The 24159-nt window shown below is 47.4% G+C and carries 18 protein-coding genes; 3 read left to right on the forward strand and 15 right to left on the reverse strand.

What is annotated here, in order from left to right; all coding sequences use genetic code 11:
• Nucleotides 1–462: 462 nt before the first annotated feature.
• The 3 genes from SIB56_RS00380 to SIB56_RS00390 form a co-directional block, all read right to left on the reverse strand.
• Nucleotides 463–1074 carry a hypothetical protein gene (locus SIB56_RS00380; RefSeq protein WP_413324588.1) on the reverse strand — a complete coding sequence of 204 codons (612 nt, stop codon included), beginning with the start codon at nucleotides 1072–1074 and terminating at the stop codon, nucleotides 463–465.
• A gap of 114 nt (nucleotides 1075–1188) precedes the next feature.
• Nucleotides 1189–1434 carry a NifU family protein gene (locus tag SIB56_RS00385; RefSeq protein ID WP_413324589.1) on the reverse strand — a complete coding sequence of 82 codons (246 nt, stop codon included), beginning with the start codon at nucleotides 1432–1434 and terminating at the stop codon, nucleotides 1189–1191.
• An 810-nt stretch (nucleotides 1435–2244) separates the two neighbouring features.
• Nucleotides 2245–6360, reverse strand: a complete 4116-nt coding sequence (locus SIB56_RS00390; protein ID WP_413324590.1) for a beta strand repeat-containing protein — start codon at nucleotides 6358–6360, stop codon at nucleotides 2245–2247.
• An 868-nt stretch (nucleotides 6361–7228) separates the two neighbouring features.
• Between SIB56_RS00390 and SIB56_RS00395 the strand changes: the two genes are divergently transcribed.
• Complete coding sequence (locus tag SIB56_RS00395; protein WP_413324591.1) at nucleotides 7229–8710, forward strand: malate:quinone oxidoreductase; 1482 nt, start codon at nucleotides 7229–7231, stop codon at nucleotides 8708–8710.
• Here SIB56_RS00395 and SIB56_RS00400 read toward each other — a convergent pair.
• Both SIB56_RS00400 and SIB56_RS00405 read right to left on the reverse strand, forming a co-directional pair.
• The gene (locus SIB56_RS00400) at nucleotides 8699–9358 is read right to left on the reverse strand and encodes a TVP38/TMEM64 family protein (protein WP_413324592.1); all 660 of its coding nucleotides are present in this window, start codon (nucleotides 9356–9358) and stop codon (nucleotides 8699–8701) included. The two genes, SIB56_RS00395 and SIB56_RS00400, sit on opposite strands and share 12 nt — an antisense overlap.
• Before the next feature lie 112 nt (nucleotides 9359–9470).
• The gene (locus SIB56_RS00405; RefSeq protein WP_413324593.1) at nucleotides 9471–9806 is read right to left on the reverse strand and encodes a DMT family transporter; all 336 of its coding nucleotides are present in this window, start codon (nucleotides 9804–9806) and stop codon (nucleotides 9471–9473) included.
• 72 nt (nucleotides 9807–9878) lie between these two features.
• On the opposite strand from SIB56_RS00405, the gene lepA reads away from it, so the two are divergent.
• On the forward strand, nucleotides 9879–11693 hold the full coding sequence (gene lepA / locus SIB56_RS00410) for a translation elongation factor 4 (RefSeq protein WP_413324594.1): 1815 nt from the start codon (nucleotides 9879–9881) through the stop codon (nucleotides 11691–11693).
• Nucleotides 11694–11721: 28 nt separating this feature from the next.
• On the opposite strand, the gene SIB56_RS00415 is transcribed toward lepA, so the two are convergent.
• The 9 genes from SIB56_RS00415 to SIB56_RS00455 form a co-directional block, all read right to left on the reverse strand.
• The gene (locus tag SIB56_RS00415) at nucleotides 11722–12210 is read right to left on the reverse strand and encodes a type II secretion system protein J (protein ID WP_413324595.1); all 489 of its coding nucleotides are present in this window, start codon (nucleotides 12208–12210) and stop codon (nucleotides 11722–11724) included.
• A gap of 8 nt (nucleotides 12211–12218) precedes the next feature.
• Nucleotides 12219–13577, reverse strand: a complete 1359-nt coding sequence (locus tag SIB56_RS00420; RefSeq protein WP_413324596.1) for a prepilin-type N-terminal cleavage/methylation domain-containing protein — start codon at nucleotides 13575–13577, stop codon at nucleotides 12219–12221.
• Entirely contained in the window at nucleotides 13561–14271 is a 711-nt protein-coding gene (locus SIB56_RS00425; RefSeq protein ID WP_413324597.1) for a Tfp pilus assembly protein FimT/FimU, read from the reverse strand. Before SIB56_RS00425 ends, SIB56_RS00420 begins: the two co-directional genes overlap by 17 nt.
• 230 nt (nucleotides 14272–14501) lie before the next feature.
• Entirely contained in the window at nucleotides 14502–15929 is a 1428-nt protein-coding gene (locus SIB56_RS00430; RefSeq protein WP_413324598.1) for a hypothetical protein, read from the reverse strand.
• 138 nt (nucleotides 15930–16067) lie between these two features.
• Nucleotides 16068–17765 carry a vWA domain-containing protein gene (locus SIB56_RS00435; RefSeq protein WP_413324599.1) on the reverse strand — a complete coding sequence of 566 codons (1698 nt, stop codon included), beginning with the start codon at nucleotides 17763–17765 and terminating at the stop codon, nucleotides 16068–16070.
• A 224-nt stretch (nucleotides 17766–17989) separates the two neighbouring features.
• A complete protein-coding gene (locus SIB56_RS00440) occupies nucleotides 17990–18652 on the reverse strand; it encodes a Tfp pilus assembly protein FimT/FimU (RefSeq protein WP_413324600.1) in 663 nt (220 codons plus the stop codon).
• Nucleotides 18649–19125 (reverse strand): type IV pilus modification PilV family protein, encoded by a 477-nt coding sequence (locus SIB56_RS00445; RefSeq protein ID WP_413324601.1) that lies wholly within the window; start codon nucleotides 19123–19125, stop codon nucleotides 18649–18651. The genes SIB56_RS00440 and SIB56_RS00445 overlap by 4 nt, the downstream gene beginning before the upstream one ends.
• Nucleotides 19126–19238: 113 nt before the next feature.
• Nucleotides 19239–20954 carry a hypothetical protein gene (locus tag SIB56_RS00450; protein WP_413324602.1) on the reverse strand — a complete coding sequence of 572 codons (1716 nt, stop codon included), beginning with the start codon at nucleotides 20952–20954 and terminating at the stop codon, nucleotides 19239–19241.
• 10 nt (nucleotides 20955–20964) lie between these two features.
• Nucleotides 20965–21504, reverse strand: a complete 540-nt coding sequence (locus SIB56_RS00455) for a prepilin-type N-terminal cleavage/methylation domain-containing protein (protein ID WP_413324603.1) — start codon at nucleotides 21502–21504, stop codon at nucleotides 20965–20967.
• Nucleotides 21505–21651: 147 nt separating this feature from the next.
• Here SIB56_RS00455 and SIB56_RS00460 point away from each other — a divergent pair, with 147 nt between their 5' ends.
• Entirely contained in the window at nucleotides 21652–23046 is a 1395-nt protein-coding gene (locus tag SIB56_RS00460) for an O-antigen ligase family protein (protein WP_413324604.1), read from the forward strand.
• A 79-nt stretch (nucleotides 23047–23125) separates the two neighbouring features.
• Here the strand turns inward: SIB56_RS00460 and SIB56_RS00465 are convergent, their stop codons facing one another.
• Nucleotides 23126–23575 (reverse strand): pilin, encoded by a 450-nt coding sequence (locus SIB56_RS00465; protein ID WP_413324605.1) that lies wholly within the window; start codon nucleotides 23573–23575, stop codon nucleotides 23126–23128.
• Nucleotides 23576–24159: the final 584 nt, after the last annotated feature.

Genomic DNA, 24159 nt, shown 5'->3' on the forward strand with positions numbered 1-24159 from the left:
ATGGGTACGGCCACTTAGCCAGTAGATGTAGCGAGGATCGCTTGGAAGGTTGGAGCCATTGCTCAGGATTCAGTCGGTCGAATATGGCGACCAATTTCCGTGACTAAAGGTGTGACTAAAGCTGCTTTAGCTTTTGCTTGAGACCCGCGGCTCTGCAAGCGTTTTGAACCTGCCTGAACAGTAGTGCGTCCTAGTTGAAGTAAGTCTTATTCTGTAGCGCTGGACAAAGATCCCTCAGTTTCACTCTTGAATCGTTGGTGTCTATGTCGGTATCGCTCATTCCTTCTAGCCGGATGCGTCGATAAGTGATCCAGGGTCGGTCTAGCTACCACTTGCAGCGATGAGTGCCCAACGACTGTGGGGAGGGGGTGGGCAATGGGAGGCCTATGCGAGAGGCCACAGCCCGATTGCTGGTGCGTCGCAGATAGGGGGTGAAGCTGGCGCTCTGCAGCTGATAGCCACTTAGGGACCCCACTTTCCTACAAGATTGTCGTTGCTGGGTTCGGGCAGCAAGCGTAGATCGGCGTATTTCTGAGAAGTCCAGAGTGGTTTGAGCTCAACGATCACCGGCAGTCGCAGCATGTCGAAAGGATCACGGCGAAAGTCGACTTCGTCGTCGTAAAAACGACTCGAAAAGTGATAAAGCTGTTGGCGTCGGCCGCCCGACAGCTCATGCGGCGCATCGGAGGAAGGTTCGAAGGTGGAGTCCCAGGTTTCAATGCGGTTGGCCAGTGTGATCAGATCGGCCGGATCATCACCGTGTTTCTGCAGCAATGCCTCCACATCGGGAAGCCACTCCAACCAGATTTCGCCGTCTGCTGTGAAGGTGCGTGAGTTCAGATTCAGCTCGTAGATCTTGTCGAGCTGGATTCCGGCGTAGATGAATGGATACTCGCGTACGAGCTCTTCTGAAAGCCGCACTTCTTCCAGGCCTGAGGGCCCTTCCATCAGCTCGATCACAGTGTCGCGATCATGATCTAAAGCTGGTCTTAGCCCGAGCCCGAGCCCGCTCCAAATCACAACAACAAGCAATCCTGCCGCCATCACCAGGGCGAACAGGCTTTGACGGGGCAACCTCCGCATCGGCAGCTGCTTGAGCCTTCACTGTTATTTTCAGGATGGCTTTTGTTCAGGGGCCTGTCAGCGGCTCAGTCCGCATTAAGCCAGCTGAACCTGTCCATGGGGGATTCAAAGCACCTGAATCACTTCACTGACCTCGGGAATGCATTCGCGCATCTTGCGCTCGATCCCCATCTTCAGGGTCATTGTGCTGCTGGGGCAGCTGCCACAGGCACCCTGCAGCCGCACTTTGACCACCGGTCCGTCAAGCTCCACCACTTCCACATTGCCGCCATCAGCCATCAGAAAGGGGCGAAGCTCGTCGAGCACCTTTTCCACATTTTCAACTGTCAGCGGCAGGGTTTCGGTGCTCATGGCCGGATGGGGGTTGAGTTCTTCCAGTTAGCGTAAGCAGGGACGTGTTTGGAATGATCAATCCGCTACATAAGCAAAATTATTTGACGCGATGGACCGATTGAGGCTGTTTATGTGAGCGATTCCAAACCAAGAGGCTTGGAGGGGGCTCTGTCGCATTCTGCAGAGAGTGATCAGTGATCAACAGCGCATAGCCATTAGCAATGGGCTGCGTAGGATCCCTGGCCAGTAACAAGGTCTGTCATTCGCCGGCCAATCCAGAATCCAGAGCAAAGTTGGTGTAGCTAACGCTGTTGGAAGTAGTGCTGTCGCGATGAATCGTGCTCTCGCCCCATGATCTGATGGGAATACAGGCTTTGATGACCATCAGTAACTAGTTCTTCGACATTATTTTTTGTCGAGTTGAGATGACTCTGTTATTAAGTCCAGAACTCTTGCATTTACCGCTTGACGCGCACTTGCAACTCAGTGCACTTTTGAGGATTGACAGCATCAGGCTCGACGGTAAATGGAAGAGTCGACAGGAGTTGAGATAGAAAAGTTAGTTAAGAGGAGTGAGTCCTGCGTTATTTATTCTCTTTTTCGGCCAATTCGCCAGATGACTTTAATTGCCAAGACTTCCATATCCCGACAAAATATCTTAATATGATAAGTTGCGAAATTCCCGCAATAACTCAAATAGGTGATTTATTTCGTGAGGACACTGGATGTGTAAATAGCTTGACCGCAACCGCACTAAAGATATAGGGAGAATGCGCTAAATGCGAGCTAATTGCATAAGATTAGCCACTATTAATGCTTGAGCATTGGTTACGCAAAATTAGCTTTTAAAACAAAATCGTTGTAATCGCCATCTACACCATCTTCGAATGCCAAATGGTTTTGGCCTAAAAGCTTAACGCTTTGGTCTGCACCGCTAAGACTTGAAGTGCCAGCACTTAAAATGTTGCCTTCGGGGGTAATAAGAACCGCAGAATAGTATCCGGCATCTTCAGCATCTAAAACCCATTCGATCTGACTTTTTTCTTGGCCTTGCATAAATAGTGCAGAGTTGTTTGGACTTATAAGATTGTCAATGATTTCACTATTGTATTTGTCAACAGAGCTTGCCCCGATACCGTTAATACTCATTTCAGAGAAAGGTTTACCCGTGACAGGGTCAACATCCAGTCGTACAAAACCCAGTTGGTTGTTGAAGCTGCAATCACTGGTCAATGAAAGTTCAACTTTCGCACCAGATACATCGATTGAGGAAAGATCTAAAATTGCATGGCTGCTTTTTGATTGCATTGATGCCATTTGAACATTGTTAATGCTCGTTGGACTTGTGGAGCTTGTGACATCAATCACTAGATCATTATGATCATCATCAAGCCCGCTGGTATCTTCCAACATGATGCGGAATCCATCTTCTGTTTCTACGAATTGAATTCGTGGAGCTTCGTTTAATGCATTGTCAGTTGAATGTTGTTTGAATGTCAGAATTTCGTCTGCTTTGACAAAAATTTCTGTATAACCCATATTCTGGGATCCTGCGGTTGCGCCGATACTTGTAATATCGGAGGATGAAGACTGGTAAATGTTCAGAGAATTTTGCAGAGCAGCATTCGCTTCAGTTGTTCTAAATTTAAGCCAAAGACCATTTTCACCCGCACCTTCGATTTTGATTCCTGGTTGATCAGCAAGCTCTGATATGCTGAGTTGTTTATTTAAGTTAGTTATTTGAATTGTGTCTGATTCAGTGCCTGCTGTGGCGGTGATCAAATAAGTAATATCAGGATCCACAACAGAATCGTTAACACCGGTGACTGTAACTGTCTGAGGTGTATTCCAGTTAGCAGTTGTGAAGGTTAGAGATGATTGATCGAGCTTTCCTTCGGTTTCATCAAGGCCTGACAGGCTGACGACGAGATCAGCATTCGGTTGAGAATCAAGAACAACTGTAAATGTGACACTCGTTTCGTCTTCTGTAGTGATCAGATTACCATTGCTATCTGTTGCGTCTTTGGAAGAACTTGGAGTGATGGAAACGCCGGGAGTGGTTGGAGTTGGAGTTACTGTTCTAGTGGTTCCGATGTCTAAGTTGCTGACATTAATGGTCGCGATTTCATTGCCCGTGAATCCTCCTCCTGCTGATGCGCGTGCTGTGACTATATAAGTTTGATCACCATCAATCACATCGTCGTTGATACCAGTGACTGTGACTGTCTGTGGTGTATTCCAGTTGCTAGGGGTAAAGACTAGAGATGATTGATCAAGAACTCCTTCTGTATTGTCAAGACCTGTCAGGCTGACAGTGACATCAGCAGAGGGCTGAGCATCAAGGACAATTGTAAAAGTGTTGGATGATCTATCTTCCGAAGTGATCAGGTTGCCATTATTGTCTCTCGATTTGGCTGATGGGTTAGGAGAAAGTGTCACTCCATAGATGGTGACATCTTGAGTTGCAGAAGCTTTGTTTCCTCCTGCATCGATAGCAGTGGCTACAACTGTGCCCGAGGACGCTTTGCCAGGTACAGCTAATGTCCAAGTACCAGAAGCAGTTGAGATTAATTCTCTATCAGTTCCAAGTGTATAAGTTACACCTCCGAAGCTAACATTTAGACCGACTGTTTCAGTTGAGTTGTATGTACCACTAATAGTAATGGAGGTTGAATTGGTTTTCCAGTCACCTACAACGCCAGTATCAGGAGCAAGGGTGTCAATTGTTGGAGCAGGAGGGGGTGTTTTGTCATTTTTATCGATAATATAAAGGATTTGCTCTGTGGAGTTATAGAGACCGTTTGCATCAATCGTTTCGGCTTTGATCGTGTATTGACCAATGTCCAATACTTTCGAAGTGAAGGAATAAGTTCCTGCGTTGTAATCAATAGTCAGACCGGTGGCAGCGTTGAGATAAGTATTACTCGCCAAGCTCAGGCGAAGTTCACCACTCGTTGCTGTTACAGCATTAACGTCGAACGTTCCATTGACGATCACCTGATCATCTTCAGTTGAAAAGTCACCAGGAACACCTGTATCGTTAGTGATGGCATCAATCGTTGGGGCACCCGGTAATGCTTGGATTTCTAAATTTCTTGTTGCAGTAACACTTGTTCCGCCTTCAATGACTGTGCTCTCAATTAAATATGTGCCAACGTTGAGTGGTTTATTTGTAAGATCATATATCCAAGTATCGTTGATTATCTGAGTCGGATCCTCGTTGGCAACAATAGCAATGCCGAGTGAATCTGTAATAGAGATTTTTAAATTTGTTGCTGTAAGATGTGACCAGATACCGGTAATGACCTGAGTGGTATCACTGGTTTTAAAGTCAGAATCTGAAATTCCATTGTCTTCGTCGCAACTTTCAATTGAAGTGCTAACAATATTTAAGTCTTGGTTGGCGGTATAGTCGGAACCTGCATCCGTAATTGTCGCCTTGATGTCATAAAGTTTTGAATCTACTTCGCCAGGAATTGTAAGCGTCCAGTTTCCTGAGTTGTCGACGACAAGCTCTGTGTCGTTGAATTCGTAATCATATATTACTGTTTTGTTCGAATCATTCTTGTCGGTTAAAGTGACTGTTAACGATGAATAATCGTTGCCGACGGCGACATTATTAATTTCCCCGTGTATGACTACATTTCTGCCGCTGGTAACCATATCGGTTGCAGAAGCACCATTATCATCTTCTACGCGATTGATAAGTATTTTTGGCGCTTCACCATAGATTAATTGTCCTGTTTGTGTGATTGTAACGAGCGCATTGCCCAAGTTCCCATGGGGTGAAAAATTTGCGGTGACTCTATTAGTGCCTATTGGATGAACATTGTCCCAAGTATTTTTAGTGTTATAACCCCCCGAGCCTGCATGTGCATTGCCATCATAAAAAGGACGATAAGTTCCTGGTGTTACCGTGGGAAGATAAAAAGATTGGAATCCAAATGTAGCCGAAGTATTATCAATACTTGAGCCATTTGTGCTGTTATAGGTTACTAGATCACCATTGCCATTGACAAAGAAAAAGTTTTCGCCGGGCGTAAAGCCCATGTCTGTCATATCAGTCCTGTCCCCAGCTAGTGCCTCATTCCCTGAGGTACCGGGACTTCTATCTGTCTCAATATATTGAGATAGTGATTTAATATGTATATCAGATGTGATATGTCCTGGAATGACGGGCAGAAATGTTTTATTAGCTAAAGCTCCCCCTTGGCCATAAGCCTCAACGGTGTAATTAGCCGGATCAGTGCCATCCGTTCCGGGACTTAATGTATAGAGTGATAGAGCGCCTTCAGTTAAGCTAGGGCTGCCGTGATTTGCATAATTACTGTGCCAACTTCCGTAATACAGATAGAAGCCAAAGGTGCCATTCTTATTATCTTCAATTGTAAATCCGACGGCATTGGTGTGCAAAGCGAATGGTAAGTTTGCAAGCTCTTGATCAAGTGAATCAGCTTGGTCTAAGCTATTGATGCTTCGTCCGTTGCCTAGCGTTTTATCAGCGGCGTGGACGATAGCACCTGTGGCCTTCTGAATGATTTCACCAATGCCACCTTTGGCGCCACCGAAGCAACTCCAAAGCGCAATTGGGATGTTATTCAGTCTTGAATTACTATGAGCCTCGCCGAATTCATGCCGAATAGCATCACTGGAATATCTGTTGCCAAATATTATTGAATTTTGGTCCCCGTGGGCGACAATTTTAATAGATCGAGCATCCGTATTGGCTATCCCGTTTAGCGCATCAGATAGTTTTTTTCTATGCTTACACCACTCAATACCTTTGCCTAAGTGGTTTTTGATTTCACTCGATGCAATAACCCAACTCTCGCTGGTTTTGTGATAACCAATTTCTGCAAAAATTCCCTCGAAGGATCGCCTCTCGAGCTCAGTGCGCATAGCCTTGGGAGTGATGGTTTTTTCAGAATTTTTGACGTAACCCACTTTTTAGAACAAAATTTTGTTTATGTTATCTAATTATTAATAAAAGTCAACCACATTGTTATACTTTTGTTGCGTAGCGGTTTTTGGCGTTGGCTGCGGCTGTTTGGTTTGGTTTATGTCTCGGTTGGCCAATGATTCTTCTTTTTTGTTTTCCTCGCAGAATCTGTTTAGCTGGTTCGGCTTCACGAGCTTCTCTCCGATGGCTTCAGTGGACTCAAAATTTTTGAATGCAGAAAGCCAAAGAAAAGTTCTCCTGATACTGCTTCGTTATTGCATGTCCCCTCCCCTTTTTTTCTCCTCCCTTGCCTAGTGCTTTTTACAGTCTCGCCAATCTATTTTCGTAAGGTTTAGTTTTTCATTCAGACATTAATTGCGCTTTGTTCACTGTCTTGATCAGCGTTAGGGCCTTTTGCCTCCTCTCATCCCTCCTTTCGGTGAGATGATCGTGGCGACTTAGCGAGCTTCCTACTTGCTGTGCTTTGTGGGCACTGCCCGTTCATCTGGTGTTCCTTTTATCAACCCGATGTAATCACGTTGACCACGTTTGAATCTGATTGCGGCCTGATACCTATGGCTGTGCATCCGCCGGTGGACTCTCGAGCTTTTGCTGTTTATCGGGTTCAGCATCATTGAGACACTATTGGATGTTGTCGCTTTTCTCCAGCGGGGCAGGATTCAGCTTGTGATTCTTTGCCGAGACGTTGCAGCGAAAATTTTCTCGCTCTCATCGCCGTTTTGAGTGAAGGATTTCCCGGTATGGAGAAGCGTCTTTCTAAGTTCATCGGATGCATAGCCAGAGTCCAGCGTTGGCAGTCCGTAGTGTCAAAGGTGGCCTGAAAACCTGTGATCTCCTGACTCTCTTTCACTGATGGATCGTTTCGACGCTGTGCTGGTTGGTGCGGGAATGATGAGTGCCACCCTGGCTTCGTTGCTGCATGCCCTTGACCCGGAGATGCGCCTGCTGCTGGTGGAGCGTCTTGAGGCACCGGCTCTGGAGAGCAGTGCTGCCGCCAATAACGCCGGCACCGGCCATGCCGCCAACTGTGAGCTTAATTACACCCCCCAGCAGGCCGATGGGACTGTGTCCACCGACAAGGCTCTGGGGATCAATGCTGCCTTCGAGCGCAGCCTGGAGTTCTGGGCCTCCCTCACCGCACAGGGGATTCTTGATCCAGGCAGCTTTCTGCACCAGGTGCCTCACCTCAGTTTTGTCTGGGGTGAGCAGGACATCGCCTTTCTCAGGCAGCGTCATCGCCAGCTGAGTGCCCTGCCGGCCTTCGCTGCCATGGAGTGGAGCACGGACTCCGGTCAGATCGGTGACTGGCTACCGCTGGTGATGGAGGGGCGTCGCGCTGATCAGCAGCTGGCCGCCACCCGGATCGAGCGTGGGCTTGATCTCGACTTCGGTGCTCTGACCAGGGCGCTGCTGCTGCCTCCGCAGACAGCGGGGGCACTTCAGGTGATGTACGGCACCTCGGTACAGGGGCTCAAACGAGAACTCACGGAATCGATGACCTGCTGTGACTGGCAGCTCGAGCTGCGCGGTCCGTCGGGGCGTCGGAGGGTGCAGGCTCCTTTCGTGTTCCTCGGTGCCGGGGGTGGTGCTTTGCCGTTGCTGCAGAGCAGTGGGATTCCTGAGGCTGCAGACTATGCCGGATTCCCCGTGAGCGGCCAGTGGCTGGTGTGCGGCGAGCCGGATCTTGTGGATCGTCATCACGCCAAGGTGTATGGCAAAGCGAAGGTGGGTGCGCCGCCGATGTCGGTGCCGCATCTCGACACCCGCTGGATTGATGGCAAGCGTTCTTTGCTGTTCGGCCCCTACGCGGGATTCAGCAGCAAATTCCTCAAGACCGGCTCACTGTTCGATCTGCCGCTTTCGGTGCGTCCCACCAATCTGCTGCCGATGCTGCAGGTTGGTGTTGAGAATGTGCCGCTGGTCAAGTACCTGATCAATCAGCTGCGTCAGAGCGGAGCCGATCGGATGGAGGCGTTGCGAGCCTTCCTGCCGGAGGCCAATGAGCAGAACTGGAGCCTTTCGGTGGCCGGTCAGCGGGTTCAGATCATCAAACGCACGCCTGAGGGCGGTCGTCTGCAGATGGGCACCGAGGTGGTCAGTGCCTCCGATGGATCTCTGGCCGCGCTGCTTGGGGCCTCTCCCGGGGCCAGCACGTCCGTTCAGATCATGGTGGAGGTGCTGGAGCGTTGCTTCGCTTCAAAACTGGCCACGCAGGCCTGGCAGGAGCGCCTCCAAGAGCTGATTCCCAGCTACCGGCAGGATCTCAACGGCGATCAGGAGCTGCTGGAACGCACTCGGGAGCGGAGTGATGGACTGCTGGGTCTAAGCGTCTGAACCTGCCTGCTTGCGCGTGCGTTTCTTTACCCAGCCTGCGATCACTGCCAGGCCAAACACTCCAAATACAGCAGCGCCGATCAGCAGCTTGCTGTTGTTGTCGCTGAAGATGCCGGCGCCAAGGGCCACGATCGGTGCACTGCTCAGCAACACACTCACCAGCAGCGGCAATGCGAAGGAGCGCCAGGCAATGCCCCCGAGGCCCGCGGCATAGCTCACGAAATCGAACAGCCCTGTCATCAGCAGGCCGGTGAGCAGGAAGGGATTTCCTTCGAGCTGATTGCGGCTGAAGCGTTCGATGGTGGTCATCGCCCGCTCCCCCACGAGCTTCCTGACCGGGCCGCGCCCGTAGTTGCTGGCCAGCAGGAAAGCCGCCTGACAGAAGATCAGATCGCAGACCACGATTGTGATGAAGCCCGTCTGGAAGCCCAGCAGTGCGCCTGCAAGTAGCGAATAAGCGGTGCTGGGAAGTGCCGGCAGGATGATGCTTACACCGCGCAGGAGCAGGATTCCCAATGGGGCCCAGAACCCCAGACGCTCCACCTGAGCCCTGATCGGCTCAAGCCCGTGCACATTGATGAGGTGGAACAGCACTGCCAGCCCGGCAATCACAGCTGCAATCAGCAGGAACTGGCGAAGGCGCGGCACAGAGGGGAGGGTCGAATTGCTGATGACCCTCCCATACCGATGTGATGTCTTGCGAATGCCGGTATCAGTTGATATGCATGCCGCTCCTTTCTGCTTTCACGGCTTTTGACGTTCAGCCTGGGTGACCCTGAAGGTTCACAGTGACGACTCCGGCGGTGATCAAGGCCATGCCAATAAGCTGTCCCTGAGTGGGCACCTGGCGATACACCAGCAGGCCGATCAACACAATGGCCACGATGCCGATGCCACTCCAGAGCGCATAGGTGAGCCCCATGGGCAGAACCTGCACCACCCTCGACATCAAGGTCATTGAGATGGCGTAGGCCGAGAGCACCACCAGGGTTGGAAGCGGTCTGCTGAACCCCTGCGAAAGCTTGAGGCAGGAGGTGCCGATCACCTCAGCGCTGATTGCCAGCAACAGGAGCAGCCAGGGGTTGGGTGAAGTCACAGAGAGCTGGTCGCTGCTCCCTAGGATCATCCATAAGAGTTGCTATGCCCGAGCCGGGATTCCGCCCACCGCATGACCGACGCCCCCGTCTCACGGATCCGCAATTTCTGCATCATTGCCCACATCGACCACGGCAAGTCGACGCTGGCTGACCGTCTGCTGCAAGACACCGGCACGGTGGCCAACCGGGACATGCAGGAGCAGTTCCTCGACAACATGGACCTTGAGCGTGAGCGCGGCATCACGATCAAGCTGCAGGCTGCGCGGATGAATTACACCGCCGCCGATGGTGAGACCTACACCCTCAATCTGATCGATACACCAGGCCATGTTGACTTCTCCTATGAAGTGAGCCGCAGCTTGCAGGCCTGTGAGGGAGCTCTGCTGGTAGTGGATGCCAGCCAGGGTGTGGAAGCTCAGACCCTGGCCAATGTGTATCTGGCGCTGGAGAACGATCTGGAGATCATTCCGGTGCTCAACAAGATCGATCTGCCTGGTGCCGACCCGGATCGCATCAAGGAAGAGATCGAGGCCATCATTGGGCTGGATTGCAGCAATGCCATTCCCTGCTCGGCCAAGACCGGCCTAGGGGTGCCAGAAATTCTTCAGGAGGTGGTGGACAAGGTGCCGCCTCCGGCTGATGCCATTGATGAACCGACCAAGGCCCTGATCTTCGACTCCTATTACGACCCCTACCGGGGAGTGATTGTGTATTTCCGGGTGATGAGCGGCCGGATCAATTGCAAGGACAAGGTCCTGCTGATGGCCAGCAAGAAGACCTATGAACTTGATGAGGTCGGCGTGATGGCGCCTGACCAGCGCAAGGTGGATGAGCTGCATGCCGGTGAGGTGGGCTACCTGGCCGCCTCGATCAAGGCTGTGGCGGATGCGCGCGTGGGGGACACCATCACCCTGCTCAGTGCCCCAGCCGAGGAACCGCTACCCGGTTACACCGAGGCCAAGCCGATGGTGTTTTGCGGCTTGTTCCCGACGGAGGCCGACCGCTATCCCGACCTGCGTGAAGCACTCGACAAGCTGCAGCTTTCTGATGCGGCTCTCAAGTTTGAACCCGAAACCAGCAGTGCCATGGGTTTCGGGTTCCGCTGCGGTTTTCTGGGCTTGCTGCACATGGAGATCGTGCAGGAGCGCCTGGAGCGCGAATACGACCTCGACCTGATCGTCACTGCGCCGTCGGTGATCTACAAGGTGAACATGATCGACGGCAGCGAAGAGATGGTGGACAATCCCGCCACGCTGCCGGATCCACAGAAGCGCGAATCCATCGAAGAACCCTATGTGCGCATGGAGATCTATGCGCCTAACGACTACAACGGTGCGCTGATGGGGCTTTGCCAGGAGCGACGCGGTGAGTACATCGACATGAAGTACATCACCACCGATCGGGTGACGTTGATCTATGAATTGCCTCTGGCGGAAGTGGTGACGGATTTCTTCGATCAGATGAAGACCCGCACCCAGGGCTATGCCTCGATGGAGTACCACCTGATTGGCTACCGCAAGAATGAACTCGTGCGCCTTGATGTGCTGATCAACGGCGAGCGTGCCGACCCCCTCACCACGATCGTGCACCGCGACAAGGCTTACAACGTGGGCAAGGGCTTGGTGGAGAAGCTGAAGGAGCTGATTCCTCGCCAGCAGTTCAAGATTCCCCTGCAGGCTTCGATCGGTAGCCGCATCATTGCTTCTACCAGCATCAGTGCCATGCGCAAGGATGTGCTCGCCAAGTGCTACGGCGGAGACATATCCCGTAAGAAGAAACTGCTGAAGAAACAGGCCAAAGGCAAGAAGCGAATGAAGGCGATGGGCAAGGTGGATGTGCCGCAGGAGGCGTTTATGGCAGTTTTAAAGTTAAATGAATCGAAATAAAATCATCTCGGCGACTTGCTCTTGTGCACTAACACCAGTTCATTGCTTGTGGGATGATTGAAATGCTAGATGTAATCGTTTTTCCATTCTTTGAGCTTGAATAGGTAATATCTAGCTGCTTCCCATTGATGACGACGTCTCGTGCAATGACTGTGTCATTGTTCTCATCAGACAGTGACGCGCTTTTGATTGGGAAATCGTCGAAAGGATTGTCGATCGAGCAATGAGAGTTTTCATAGCGTGCAGGTTGATGCTGATGTTCCATCAGCCCACTGCATGCACCATCTCGACACTTCCAGATGAGGGCTTCATTTCTTATATAAGCAATGTCGGAACGAATTCTGTTGTAAACTTGATTGCTATCACCAGTCTGTTCAATGCGTTTAGTGCTGTCTAAGCGTGACTGAAAAACACTGACAAATGCAATAATCAGTATTGAAAATGCAATTAAAACCTCTAACAGGCTAAACCCAGATTGCTTTTGAGCCAGGGATTGTCTTTCCTGCTTTTCAGTCATATGAGGCTTCATTCAAGGTTGAAAACACTTCCCTTGAAAACGATTTGCTCAACATCTTCAAGCATAAGAATGACATCGTCATCCTCTGTGGTCAAACTTAGATCGCAGGACTCTTTGTTGCAGGCCGTACTGAGTTTGTATCGGGATGCTTCCCCTTTTAAATAGACGCGGTCAAAGCCATCTCCTCCGTCGAGATTAATCAAACTTCCCTCTTCCTGTGAGGTTGATGTCCAAGGAAGGAAGCTATCGTTCCCCTCGCCACCGTTCAGTTGATCATCACCCCCTCGCCCGATCAGTGCATCATGCTTATTGCCGCCTGTGAGTATGTCACTGGCTGGTGTACCAAGCAAAATATTTCTTCCCATTATTCCTCCGATAAGGGTGATCGTTGTAGGAGTTTCATTATCCCGACTTGGAGTTGGATTAGCATCCATCACATAATTGCCGTTCGCTCCTTGCATGCCCTCGCTATAACTATATGATCGATTAGTGCAAATAGTTTCAGTCCCAAATACAGGGCTAGCTTGCTCTTCCGCCTGATAAAAACGTTCTGTTGATTTTGTGTTCTCTAATCCAAAAGTGCTCTCGAGGAGTGTGATGACATCATCTCCACACGCCACATCTTTTTCTGTGCATATCGTTTCGCAAAAAGATTGTTCGCTCGGGACTGGAGGTACTTCATTGATTTTGGACATACCTCGGCTGTCGAGTGTCTTTGTGCGAATACTGCCTGACGAAATGTTGTTGAAATCTTCATTCATACTCAATGAGAATTCAATCAATTTTTGCGTTGTATTTTCACCTTTGATATGTAAGCCATTATTGTTGGATAAATTGAGATTGTCCAAGATAATGGATTGCTGATAGTTGCCTTGGATGTATTCGACTTTTCCATTCTCGCCAATGGTCACACGAGGTCCGCAACGGATCAAGACGCCTGCTTCTGAGCCCCCACTCCACTTGTTGACTTGGTTATCTGGAAGACTTCCAATACTTCGAACACCGTAGATAATTTCTGGAAGGGTTCCCACTAAATGCATGCGTAATTTTAGTCTGGAATGATCAATGTCTTGAAGCAAGTCGCAGCCGTCGTCGATCACATCACTGGGTGAAAGATCCTCTGATTCTATTAAGTCACTCTGAGAGATCTCTGATTGAATCAAAGTAGTTGCTCTGCGCCAGTCTTCATGCAGGCGGCGCCTGAATTCAGTGCGAGCCACCCCTTCCGTGCTTAGGATTAAAATATTCCAGGTAATAATAGACAATATGCCAGCGATAACTGAAGCTACAAGTAATTCAATCAGTGTAAAACCTGATGATCTTGTGTGAATACAATGCGTTTTAAATTTGTCAGTATGTTTTGTCATAGACGCACCTAGAAGATGGATCTTTCAGGATTCCATCGCGCATAATTCCAATTGGCGAAATGATCCTGATGCAACGTTGATGCTGAAGATCTTTATAAGCCAACCTTAGCTCGAGTATGCCATCTGAGTTGGTTTGATCTTCGAGGGTTCCCTCTGAGCCTATTTGATGATGCTCAATGAAGCCCTGATGTTGAAAACGGATGGCTTTGAGCGTCTGATCATCATAGTCTGTGCCAAAAGATAGAGTAATGTTGTTGCCTCCGTCACCAAATTTTTCGGGTAGATCAAATGTATCTGCGTTAGAAGTTGACTGTCTACCTGAACAAGAGGTCGAGTGATCGTCTGAGTCTCGTGAGCTGAATAGCCGCTTGTTTATAACATCAATAGTGACGAGACAAGTGATATTGTTTGTCATTGCATAACTGCGCTGCTCTCCAAGCCAATTTTCCAATTCTCGGGTCGTGGAAAGCAAACGACTTCTCGTCAAGGAGGAAGAGATGTTAACAAGTGCAATACTAGAAAGTATTCCGAGGATTGATAAAGTAATTAAAAGCTCAACCAAAGTAAAGCCTATGCCGGAATGTACTTTCTCATTGAATTGCTTATAGGATGCTTCCCCGACCAAATTATTTTGGGTTTGTTGTCGCCGGAGACAATGGCGACTCCATGATTTTAATTGGCCAATCAAATGCATTTGATGTGCTGAGAGAATTGCAAGTGAAGCAAATGAGGTTTGGTTTTTGACACACCTGATGTTTAAGCCAGTTTTAGCTTAGCAATTTACGCCGTCACTTCAACACTACTTTCTGCTAGGCCTCATTGGATGACTTTCCTCAACAGCATGAAGGTCTCTAGAATCTATCCCTAGCGAGTTGATAAAAAATGATGCTGTTTCTGAAACTGAAGCACTTTTAGTATGACGTATTACTGAGGATCATTGAGCTGGATCAGATTCCAGCGATTGTTTCCAATTGCGGCAAACTCACGTCCTTCATTGCCTTCAAATGAAATATTATATTTTTCGCTCATGATCTTTGCTGCATCAGGTGGTACTTTTAAGTTGCTGTTTCCATTTGCAGTCCAATTAGCAACAATAGCGGCTCCAATGATATTGATATTTCCATTTAAGACTACGCTAGAGCATGGCATGTTAATAAAAACGGGTCCAAAATCATCTGTACCGCTTATGGCAAATTGTTGTGGCTGGCAGCGTGTTGGATAGAGTGGATTTCTTCTGCCTAGTAATGCCACTTGACCAAAATCTCTACCCATATTGATGAAATGATCAGAACTGAATGCCACTAAATCTCCTTCGAGGTAGAGCCTTATTTCACCTTCATCTCCAGGATTAACGATGAATTGACCTCCGGATATACTCACATTGCCAATTCTGCAATGAGTGATTAGAGGCAATGTATCATCATCCGTTTCACAGTGGTTTGGGTGGGAGGTGTGATTAATTTCTAGTTCATCTGATGATAGGGTAATGTTTAAGGGCGTTATCGTTGGACCCCAATCCCTTGGTTCGATTTCAAAATCCAAGGGTTTCGGCTCAGGGTCATTGGAGCGTTTCCCATCAATAACACTAGTTCCATTTTGTACACCATCCCAGGCTATTGATTTATCTGGGTTTGGCGCTGAACAACCCGTGCAATTCACATTTGCTTGACTTGGATCCGTACCCTCAAATTGATCAACGATATCACTATCTGTTAGAACAACTGTTCCGGAGATAAGACCATATCCTGATGTACCACCACCTGTTTCATCGTAGGGAGATGAATTACAGTATTTCGGCGCGATGGTGACTTCTTGTTCAACAACAGCCGTTGCCAGCAATGAGGAGGGGGTATTGATGTCTTTAAAGCGTTGCCCTTCAACCTGAATGATGGCTGTGCCTCCTTGGATCTGATCTCCTAGGAATTCATAGTTTCTCAGTTGATAGGAACCGCTTTCGTCTGTTACTGCTCCTGAAAGGCTGGGCATGATCTCATTGGGAGTATCAGACCTGCCTGAACAGATGTTTTCAATTTCTTCGAGGTTCCAACCAACACAAGTGGGTTCGTTGGACTGTTCAGTGTCTCCATTTTTTTCGACCTGACAATCAATTGTTAGGAGATAAGGGAACTTACTATTAAGCTCACTCAGTAGAATAGAAGTGCCTGATTCTGCAATTTCAATGGCTGCGTCTTTATTTTTACGCCTTGCTGACTTTACGAGACCGTCAAGACTCTGAGATGAAATAATCAGCGCACCAGTAATCAAGATCAAACCTGTGACAACCACAAAGATCAACACATAACCACCATTTTGGTGTTTTGATCTTTTGGGATTTCTAAATTGCTCCTTCATCGTGAGAATACTTTTACTGCTTAATCTTGAATTTCAGTCGTAGAGATCAACCACTCACTAGTTTATTGTTAGCTATAGCCTGACATGATGTCAATCATGAGTTTTGGCGGGGACCCAGTTCGCAAGCGGATTGCGTTATCACAGCCTGTCCTCACAGATGGTCTTCCGACGCCACCAAGACCAGAAACATCTCCTGTTGCCTTGGCTGTTCTGGTTGTTATTGGCTTGTGGAGTCGGATCTGACTGAACTTGCGCTTGCTCTCCAGCTCCATTATTTGAAAATTGTCCATCACCACCAAATATTTCTTCTGGATTATTGGCGTTACTTGTTGGCTCACTTGTGAGAGTCTCTTCAGTGACTTCAGTATAAATTCCATTACTCTGCTCTGCCATTTGCTCCATCCAGTCTGATCGGAGCCCAAGGGCTGTTGAATAGACCGATAAAGGGTTAGTGCGCTGGCTTGAGTCTTTATTGATGTCCATGTAGTGTGCAATGACATTATTAACCTTGTTTGTTTTATGGTTTTTCCATTCAGAACCATTTCTGAAGTAGTTGGGTTCTCCATCTGACAAGAAATAGACAACCTCTAAATCTGTGTTGGCAAATGCTTTGTCAAGGCCATTCCATGGCGAGGTGCCGCCCCATTGGGTTACTGGACCATCATTGAGTGATTGCACAAAAGCCATTGCGGAATCAAAATTATCTTTGTGATTGCTTCCGATAGCAATCAATGAATCTTCGTCGGAATTCCAGTCTCGATGATTTGAGTACCCTGGAGAGCTGAACACACTGAGACTGATTTTTGGATCATCCCCAAAATGATGTAGGTCGGTGAGTACAGCTTGCAATTCAGATTGCATAGCCTCCATGCGCGTGACTTTACAAGCTAAATTTCTGTATTCATAATTGCTGCCTGACCAGTATTGCTTGTATTCCGATTCAATAGTTGTTCCATCAAGAATGCATGCACTCATTGAACCTGATCCATCCAGTACAAAGGCAACGCGATTGCTTTCAACCTGTGGGAAAAACATTGAGTCGATGATCTGGCGACCATTCTCATTGATGATCAGACGCTTATCACCTCGCGCAAATGCTGTTAAATAGAGCGGGTAATATGATTTTGCTTTTCCATTTTTATTGATTTCCAAGTAGCTTTGATTCATCATTCCTTTACCATTTGCTGCATCAATGAAGCGAATTAATTTATAATTTTTATCCGTTTCAACGCGAATAGCTGGCTCAAGGAAGCTTCTTTCTGGAGTTTTTAAATTGCTGGCGAATTGCAAATCAAGACTGTCGGCAATTTCTTTTAAGCTCTTCTGATCTCCACCTTCATTTGTGGGTGCTTCACATTCCCCTTCTTCATCAGTGCATGGCATAATGGCCAAATTGTCGATGACTCTTGCAAGGAATACCTCAACGGTCTCGTTGTATTTACCCTCTAGGTTGAGCGGTGCGCCACAGCGCGCGATGCTATAACCATTGCCGTCTGTGCTCGTATTAATGCCGTAATAAACTGGTTCGCCAATATCTGACATCGATAATCCGTAGATCGGATTAAAAACCTCGTTGCTGGGAGTTTTATCTTTACATGCCTGTAAGGATGCCGCATAAATTGGATTTTCAATATTGTAAATACTTTGCTCATCCAGTGAATCGTCATGGACGATGACGTGTTTGCTCTTCTCAATTTCGGCTCTTGCAAGCCTGAGGCCGTTCGTACTGTTTTGGCGCAAGGTTGTCTTCGCTTCTGCTCCCTCCACGAGTGATTCTGTAGAGCGAAGACTCACAGCCGCACCTGTGATGATCAGAGTGCCAACACCAAGAGACACGATCACTTCAGTGGCTCCAAAGCCTCCTGACCGTTTTACTCTTAGTTGTTGCTTACTATGTGGGTGGGATAGAAAATTCATACCGCTGGCCACAGACTTTATGATTTCAATATACGAGTCACGCTTTCTTATTAACTTAGATGATTGTTATAGCATCCTGAGAAACTGGTGAAAGTTTCAGGGGCGACATCACCTCTCTGTTTGGTTTGATGCGAGAATTTTGACTAGCATTTGCTATTTCGCAAAAATCCATTGCCAGTGAGGGTGACACAGCGGTCTTGGAGTTTCTGATCGCCAAGAGATCCATGTTTGGTTGATCTCACTCTAAAGATCACTTCATTGGGATTGATCGTTCCAGGCGGTGTGATTTCAAATGATGTTTGACCATTTGCAATTGAAATGGCTACTTCAACTTCCTTGGAAGCTGCAGTATTTTCAATTTTCATGAAGCGTGGAAAAATACATTCTGGTTCTCTTTTCCCATTACTTATTTCTGGGCATTGAAGCACACCTGGATCGTTGGCATCGCAGGGATTGCTGATATTCGAATTCAATAATCGCTCATGAATCTGTGGTTGACACCTGTCGACCCTGCTTCCATTGGGCTTTGTGTATTCAATGATGTTTGATGGAGTTAGGAACTGGCCTAATGCCGCAGGACTTGATTTAAAGCTGACCTTCCACTTTCCTGCATTCGCTCTCAGGTTGAACAGGCCAGCCTCTAAGGCTTGCGTGTAGTTATCAACGTACAGTTGCAGCTGGTATCTTCTATAGGAAGGTATCGCCCAAGCTGTGGCTAGGCCCACTAGCACAATGACCACAAGCATCTCAATCAGAGTGAATCCTTGCTGGTGTTCCTGCATCTGGTTTTTTAGAACGAATCTCATGAAGTGCATCTCGCATGAAAATCAGGATTCATTTCTATCATTCTGTACTCATTAGCAATACTTGTTTCAGGTGACAATAGCTTGTATGTAATCGTGAGTGTATCACCATTCATGTTGGTTGGTATTGTTCGTGTGATCTCTGGATGTTGAAAACTTAAATCCTGCCGGCTATTGAGATGACTTGCTAGTGCTTGTGCTGGGTTAATGCAATCTTGAGCTGTTGCACCTCCCACTCCATAGCGAAACTCTGAATCGGCCTTTTGGAGAATCTGAATATCTGCCGTTATAACTGCCTCGATGGATGTTCTTGTCAGCTGTTTTTTGCTGACTGCTACTGATGCCAAACTAAGACGGCTAAGAGCTGTCATGGATGCAGCAAGGATGACACCAGCGATTAGAACCTCAATGAGAGTAAAGCCAGACGAATCAGTGCGTGATTGCGTCTTCCAATACCAGCCAACTTGGCTTTTCACTTTATTATTAAAAGCGTATAGCTTGCAGCTATACTCATTTTAGTTCTATTACCTCTGTGAATCTTTTGGGTCAATGAAGACTTTCTGAGAATTCTCTGAATTGCTTGTCAGTATCAAATCCGTCTGAATAAGTCATACCCCTCGCCTCTTACGCCTCTAAGAACAGTCCGCCCATACGCATCTTCAGGCAGCCAATCCCAGAATAGTTGAGCTCTCTCGATCACTGACTTGCCACCCACGCTTGTTGTTAATTTTAAGCCATTATTATTTGCGCAAATGCTGCTAGCCCAGATGATTCCAGTCATTTCTGGGTTAGGAGCACCTACTAAATTCACAGTGCCATTTGGCATGTGTATGAGAGCTGCTGGGAGTGAGTTGCCCTCAATTTGTAAAACATAAGGTTTACTACCTGCGTTGACACATTGATTCGGTTTTGGACCAGAACTTGATGTAATCACAAGTTTTTCGGGAGCGAGATCGGTGTCACATCCGCTCGGATTGATTTGTCCGACGCAAAGCTTGCTTCCATTGCGTAACTGAATCCGGCCATCTCCATTTTGGCGCCTTGGATCCGTTGCGTTATCTGGGTATTCCAAATGTAAAACAACGGCTTTCATTGTATTATCCAATTCAAAAACTATCTTCTCATTGGTCAGGTTGATTCTTTCAACATAGATATGACAAATATCATCGTCTGCTGTTTTGCTTTGACAAATTCCACTCGGGTTTATAACCGTAGTATTTGTTGAATTGTTTTTGGAGACATTGCTCGGTGTTTCGGTTCTCGATGCATCATCTGCCGGTCGTGTACAAACAGCTGAACCTGCGCATCCACTGTTGTTGTCGTCCAATGTCCAGAGTCTTGTTACACCGTTATTGGTTGTATCTACGACTTTTCCTTTTTTAAATTTCGAGGCATCTGGCATTGCAGTATTGATTAATGGCCAGATGTTGTTGGTTAGTGTGCTTCTCGAATAGTTTAAATTATTTAGACTGTTCAATTCGATTTGATCGAAACAGTCTTTTTCATCGAAATTATTCGTATTTTCGATGTTTATGACGACTCGTCCTCCCGTTGCTGCTGCTGCTCCTGTGCTCCCACTGATTGTTGTGCTGCCAAGCTGTAAATGGTTCCCACCGATCACAGCCCAGTCATCTGTTTTGGATGCCATTTTGAGTACATCAAGGCTACGGGTTAGTAGCGCCTTTGCCAGTATCTGATCCTTACCATTCCCAACTCGCTTTACTGTTCCAATGACTTCAAATGTTCTCGTTGTCTTGTCATAGCCTGTCAATTCATAGAAGGTTTGAATATCACCTTGATTTGATGCTCCATTACTTTGATCGTTGATCAATGTTGCTGATGAGTCTGGAAGTGATAGCGGTAGCTCTTTTGTTGGATCCCATCGAGCTCCTGCTTTACCGGTTGTCAGAATTCCATCTGTATTGGTACAAATCTGTGGTGTCAGGGTTGGCTCGCTATCCGTTCCAAAGGTTGACCATGCATATGGAATGCTCGTACTCGCTTGGTTACTCACCGAATACAAGTAGCCGAGATACTCGCCCTTCTTGCCACCATTTAGCTTTGCGAGGATTCGATTAAACCCATTCACCGCGGCGTTTTCAGCCAACTGTTGATAACTTTCGCTGCTCCCAAGTTTGCGTGACATTAACTGCCTGATTAAGAGACTGCTTCCCGCAGCCAGGACTAATAAGCCAATCAATAATGCCATAATCAGGGCCATCCCTTCTTCTTGTTTGGCGCTTCTTTTATTGGCTAATCGTCTGAGAGACATTTGTTTGAATTTTTTTGGAAAGAGCTTATGCATTGTTATTTCCTTATATGCATTTTAGAGCTGATGCTCCACCTTGAGCTTCCGTTTTTGTATCGCTAGCACCGGTGCTCAGATCTAAACATGAAAATACGTTGTAATCGCTATCTCCTTGCTGGTTCATGGCTTTGAATTCATAGTAATAATCATTATTGCTATTTCCTGATCGTTTCACGGAATAGTTCTCATTTGGCAGAACAATTTCTGTGGTTAATGCAATCGTGCAGTCGTTGGCAGGCCCGTTGTTTGTCATGATCGCCGCCATACTATTTAAATCAGCCCATGTGGGCACCGAACTACCACTGCATGAGCTGTTGGGGGCTCCGTTCGTATCGATATAGGTGGCTAAGGTTGTCTGTATCTGTGACAAGACAGCGATGACTTCGTTCTGTCGGCTGCTTTTAAGTTGTCGTACATAATTCGGTATTGCAATTGCACTTAGGATTGCGATAATTGCTACTGTTATTATCATTTCTGTTAATGTGAAGCCATCCTGTGCTTTGATTGTCTGCATTGATATAGGAGTAAATAGGTGCTGTTGTCTCATATCTGAAGCAATTCTCTCTCAAACTCATTATGTCTAGAGGCTGGGATTGTGATCTGTGAAAATCATGAGACTTTTGTTAGAACTGTCTAAGGGTATTCTCCGTGCCCTTCTGATTTTCCTATGCATGGACCCCCTGATTCAATATTGATGAAAGAACTTTCAGCATCGCGGCTTTCGACCTTGGCGTCATGGATTTATGTCTTTGCCCCCTTTATTACTTTTCTGGTATCGCCCTTCTGCTTGATAGGTGTTAGTCGCTTTGGTGTTCAATGGCATGTTCTTTTGGTGTCATGTTTGATTGCCGCCTCTTTCATCGCTTTAACTAACGATTTTTGGTCTTTTATTAAGAGCTTGTTTGCTCGCTTGGCGCCCAAGGTCATCTTCGCCTCTTGTCTGCTTTGGCTATCGGTGTTGGTGACTGTGCATGGTTGGTCTCCCCAGCAAATGAGCATCCTTTCAGGCATTGTTTTCGCTTTGATGCTGCCGGTTTGTTTGTTTATTGCGTGTCGTCTTCCTAACAAAGCTGCTCTTCTTTACTCATCTGTGTTTGTGTTGTCTGTTTTGGTTGTATCTGAGAATATATTTTTGATTGTTCATAAACTTTCTAATATACCTTTTGCGTCCATCTATTTGAATCAATTGGGGCCCTTCCGCCTTTTCCTCAATCCGAGAGATGGTAATTTTATTGCCTTGATTCAGTTTCAGCTGGTCTGCCTCTGTTGTCTTGCGGCAAGACATGTTTCTCAATTTTTCAACCTCAATAATTACCGTATTCGGCTTCTTGTTCTGGTGTTGTTCTCCCAAGCGTTCTTTAATGCATGGTTTACGGGAGGACGTGCTCTTCTGGTTTCGTTGTTGCTCGGCTTGTGTGTGCTTTTACTTTCAGCCCGTCGATCCCTGGAGGCAAGGTTACTTGCTGTAATTACTTTCTTTTCGGGCTTGATCTCTTGGATGGTTAGTGAATCAATCAGTCTTCTCGCTTTCAAAATGCATGGTGGCGGTTTAGTCCCTGATTTTGTTGAACGAGGTTCTGGTGGTCGTTTTGAGATCTGGGCGGCTTGGGTTCGGTCTTGGCTTGATACTTCGCTTGTTTTCGGGCACGGTCTTGGGTTTTTGCCGAGCAGCGGTACCAATGGCAATTTTACCCCGCATAATCTGTTTGTTCAATTATTAGCAGATAGCGGATTGCTGGGTGTTGTTCTCTTTGTGCTTCTTCTTTATTACATACTTACCAGTCTTCTGGCTTTAGAAGGCGATACTCGCTTGCTTTTTCAGCTTGCAATTGTTCCTCTAACTGCTTTCTCATTGTTTGGAGCCATTTTTTCATGGCCCGCAGGGGTTTGGGCTTTTGGCCTTTTGATTTTGGTCGCTAGTTGTTTGGTTGATATTTCTGGCCCTGCATTTACCGCTTCTCGTTCTAGTTCGCCTGTTTTATTGTCCAATCATTGTAGAACGATTTCCCCCCTTTTGTACTTATTGTTGTTTGCAGCAGCTGTTGTTTCTCTTTCTGATTTGAAATATCAAGCTCTGTCTTCATTTTGATATTCTTCCCTGGTTTTTGTTACGTAAAAAGCCCATGCAAAGCATGGGCTTTCTTGGGCTTTGTCTGGAGATTTAGGCGCTATTGACTTGGAGCGGTGAGCCGGACTGAGCCGTCAGATCCAAGTGTGGCAACGGCTGGTGTTACTCTTGCGTCAGTTGTTTTGGTCTTTGGGTTACCACTGTCCGGCGTACCATCAGTTGCTACAAATTCAAGAGCAGTGGTTGAGGGTGCAGCGCAACTTCCTACTAATCCAATTTTGGCGGAATTTGGGTTGACCCAATCTGAAGTCTCTCCCGTGACTTGCAATGCTGCGCAGGACTTTGCGGAAGACATTGCTGTTTGGTCCAGTCCCGATGAAATCGCTTTATTCTGCTGATTTAGGAATGCCGGCAAGGCAATCGCGGAAAGAATGCCGAGGATCACCACAACGATCAGCAGTTCGATCAGTGTGAAGCCTTTTTCGAGGGCGTTATTGCTTTTTTTGCGGTTGAGCAGAGCCAAGCGCAGACGTGGATTGAGAGTTGTCATAGTCGATTGAGACGGAATCGCACCACCGGTGCTGACCTTCTCATTATTTATCCATCAGATCCTTTGATTTGGTAATCAACCTAAAGGTTTGCTGAGAAGCTCCTTAGCTCGCGTATTCACTATCCGCACTTAGCGCCTGTCGATCGGCCTGTTGTTCTCTTTCTCAATGTGATCCTGCTCATTCCTGACTGCTGTTCTGGTTCCTAGGCGTGGGGCCTCACCGTTGATTGCTGGTCGGCATTCGCTTACCTCTGCTAATGCCTCATCAGCTGTGGGGAATGCTTTGCATAGTTGCAAGCATCACAGGTTTGTCTTCGACCTCGTCTTACCGCCCTGTGCCAAAAGTCAAGCAACGGGCAGCTGGTTTCGTATTTCCACTCGCGCTTTCTGCTTCATCAGTGCTTTTGCTTGGAAGCGCTTTGATTCATACACTCAGCTTGCGTCAGCGCTTGAGTGTTCATTCGTTTTCCGAACGAGATCTGGTGTCGGATCAACTGCGTTCAGCAGCGCATGCCTTTGTCTCACTTGCCACAGGTCCCCAGGCATGTCTGTTGTTTTGGCCTTCTGATCGTTGGGACTCCAAG

The sequence above is a fragment of the Synechococcus sp. MIT S9503 genome, assembly GCF_047304175.1.
Taxonomy (GTDB): Bacteria; Cyanobacteriota; Cyanobacteriia; order PCC-6307; family Cyanobiaceae; genus Synechococcus_C.

What these genes read in the sequence shown, in the direction of transcription:
- SIB56_RS00385 (WP_413324589.1), bottom strand. Translation starts at nt 1,434, where the DNA reads ATGAGCACCGAAACCCTGCCGCTGACAGTTGAAAATGTGGAAAAGGTG.
- SIB56_RS00395 (WP_413324591.1), top strand. Translation starts at nt 7,229, where the DNA reads ATGGATCGTTTCGACGCTGTGCTGGTTGGTGCGGGAATGATGAGTGCC.
- lepA (WP_413324594.1), top strand. Translation starts at nt 9,879, where the DNA reads ATGACCGACGCCCCCGTCTCACGGATCCGCAATTTCTGCATCATTGCC.
- SIB56_RS00415 (WP_413324595.1), bottom strand. Translation starts at nt 12,210, where the DNA reads ATGACTGAAAAGCAGGAAAGACAATCCCTGGCTCAAAAGCAATCTGGG.
- SIB56_RS00420 (WP_413324596.1), bottom strand. Translation starts at nt 13,577, where the DNA reads ATGACAAAACATACTGACAAATTTAAAACGCATTGTATTCACACAAGA.
- SIB56_RS00425 (WP_413324597.1), bottom strand. Translation starts at nt 14,271, where the DNA reads ATGCATTTGATTGGCCAATTAAAATCATGGAGTCGCCATTGTCTCCGG.
- SIB56_RS00430 (WP_413324598.1), bottom strand. Translation starts at nt 15,929, where the DNA reads ATGAAGGAGCAATTTAGAAATCCCAAAAGATCAAAACACCAAAATGGT.
- SIB56_RS00440 (WP_413324600.1), bottom strand. Translation starts at nt 18,652, where the DNA reads ATGAGATTCGTTCTAAAAAACCAGATGCAGGAACACCAGCAAGGATTC.
- SIB56_RS00450 (WP_413324602.1), bottom strand. Translation starts at nt 20,954, where the DNA reads ATGCATAAGCTCTTTCCAAAAAAATTCAAACAAATGTCTCTCAGACGA.
- SIB56_RS00455 (WP_413324603.1), bottom strand. Translation starts at nt 21,504, where the DNA reads ATGAGACAACAGCACCTATTTACTCCTATATCAATGCAGACAATCAAA.
- SIB56_RS00460 (WP_413324604.1), top strand. Translation starts at nt 21,652, where the DNA reads ATGAAAGAACTTTCAGCATCGCGGCTTTCGACCTTGGCGTCATGGATT.
- SIB56_RS00465 (WP_413324605.1), bottom strand. Translation starts at nt 23,575, where the DNA reads ATGACAACTCTCAATCCACGTCTGCGCTTGGCTCTGCTCAACCGCAAA.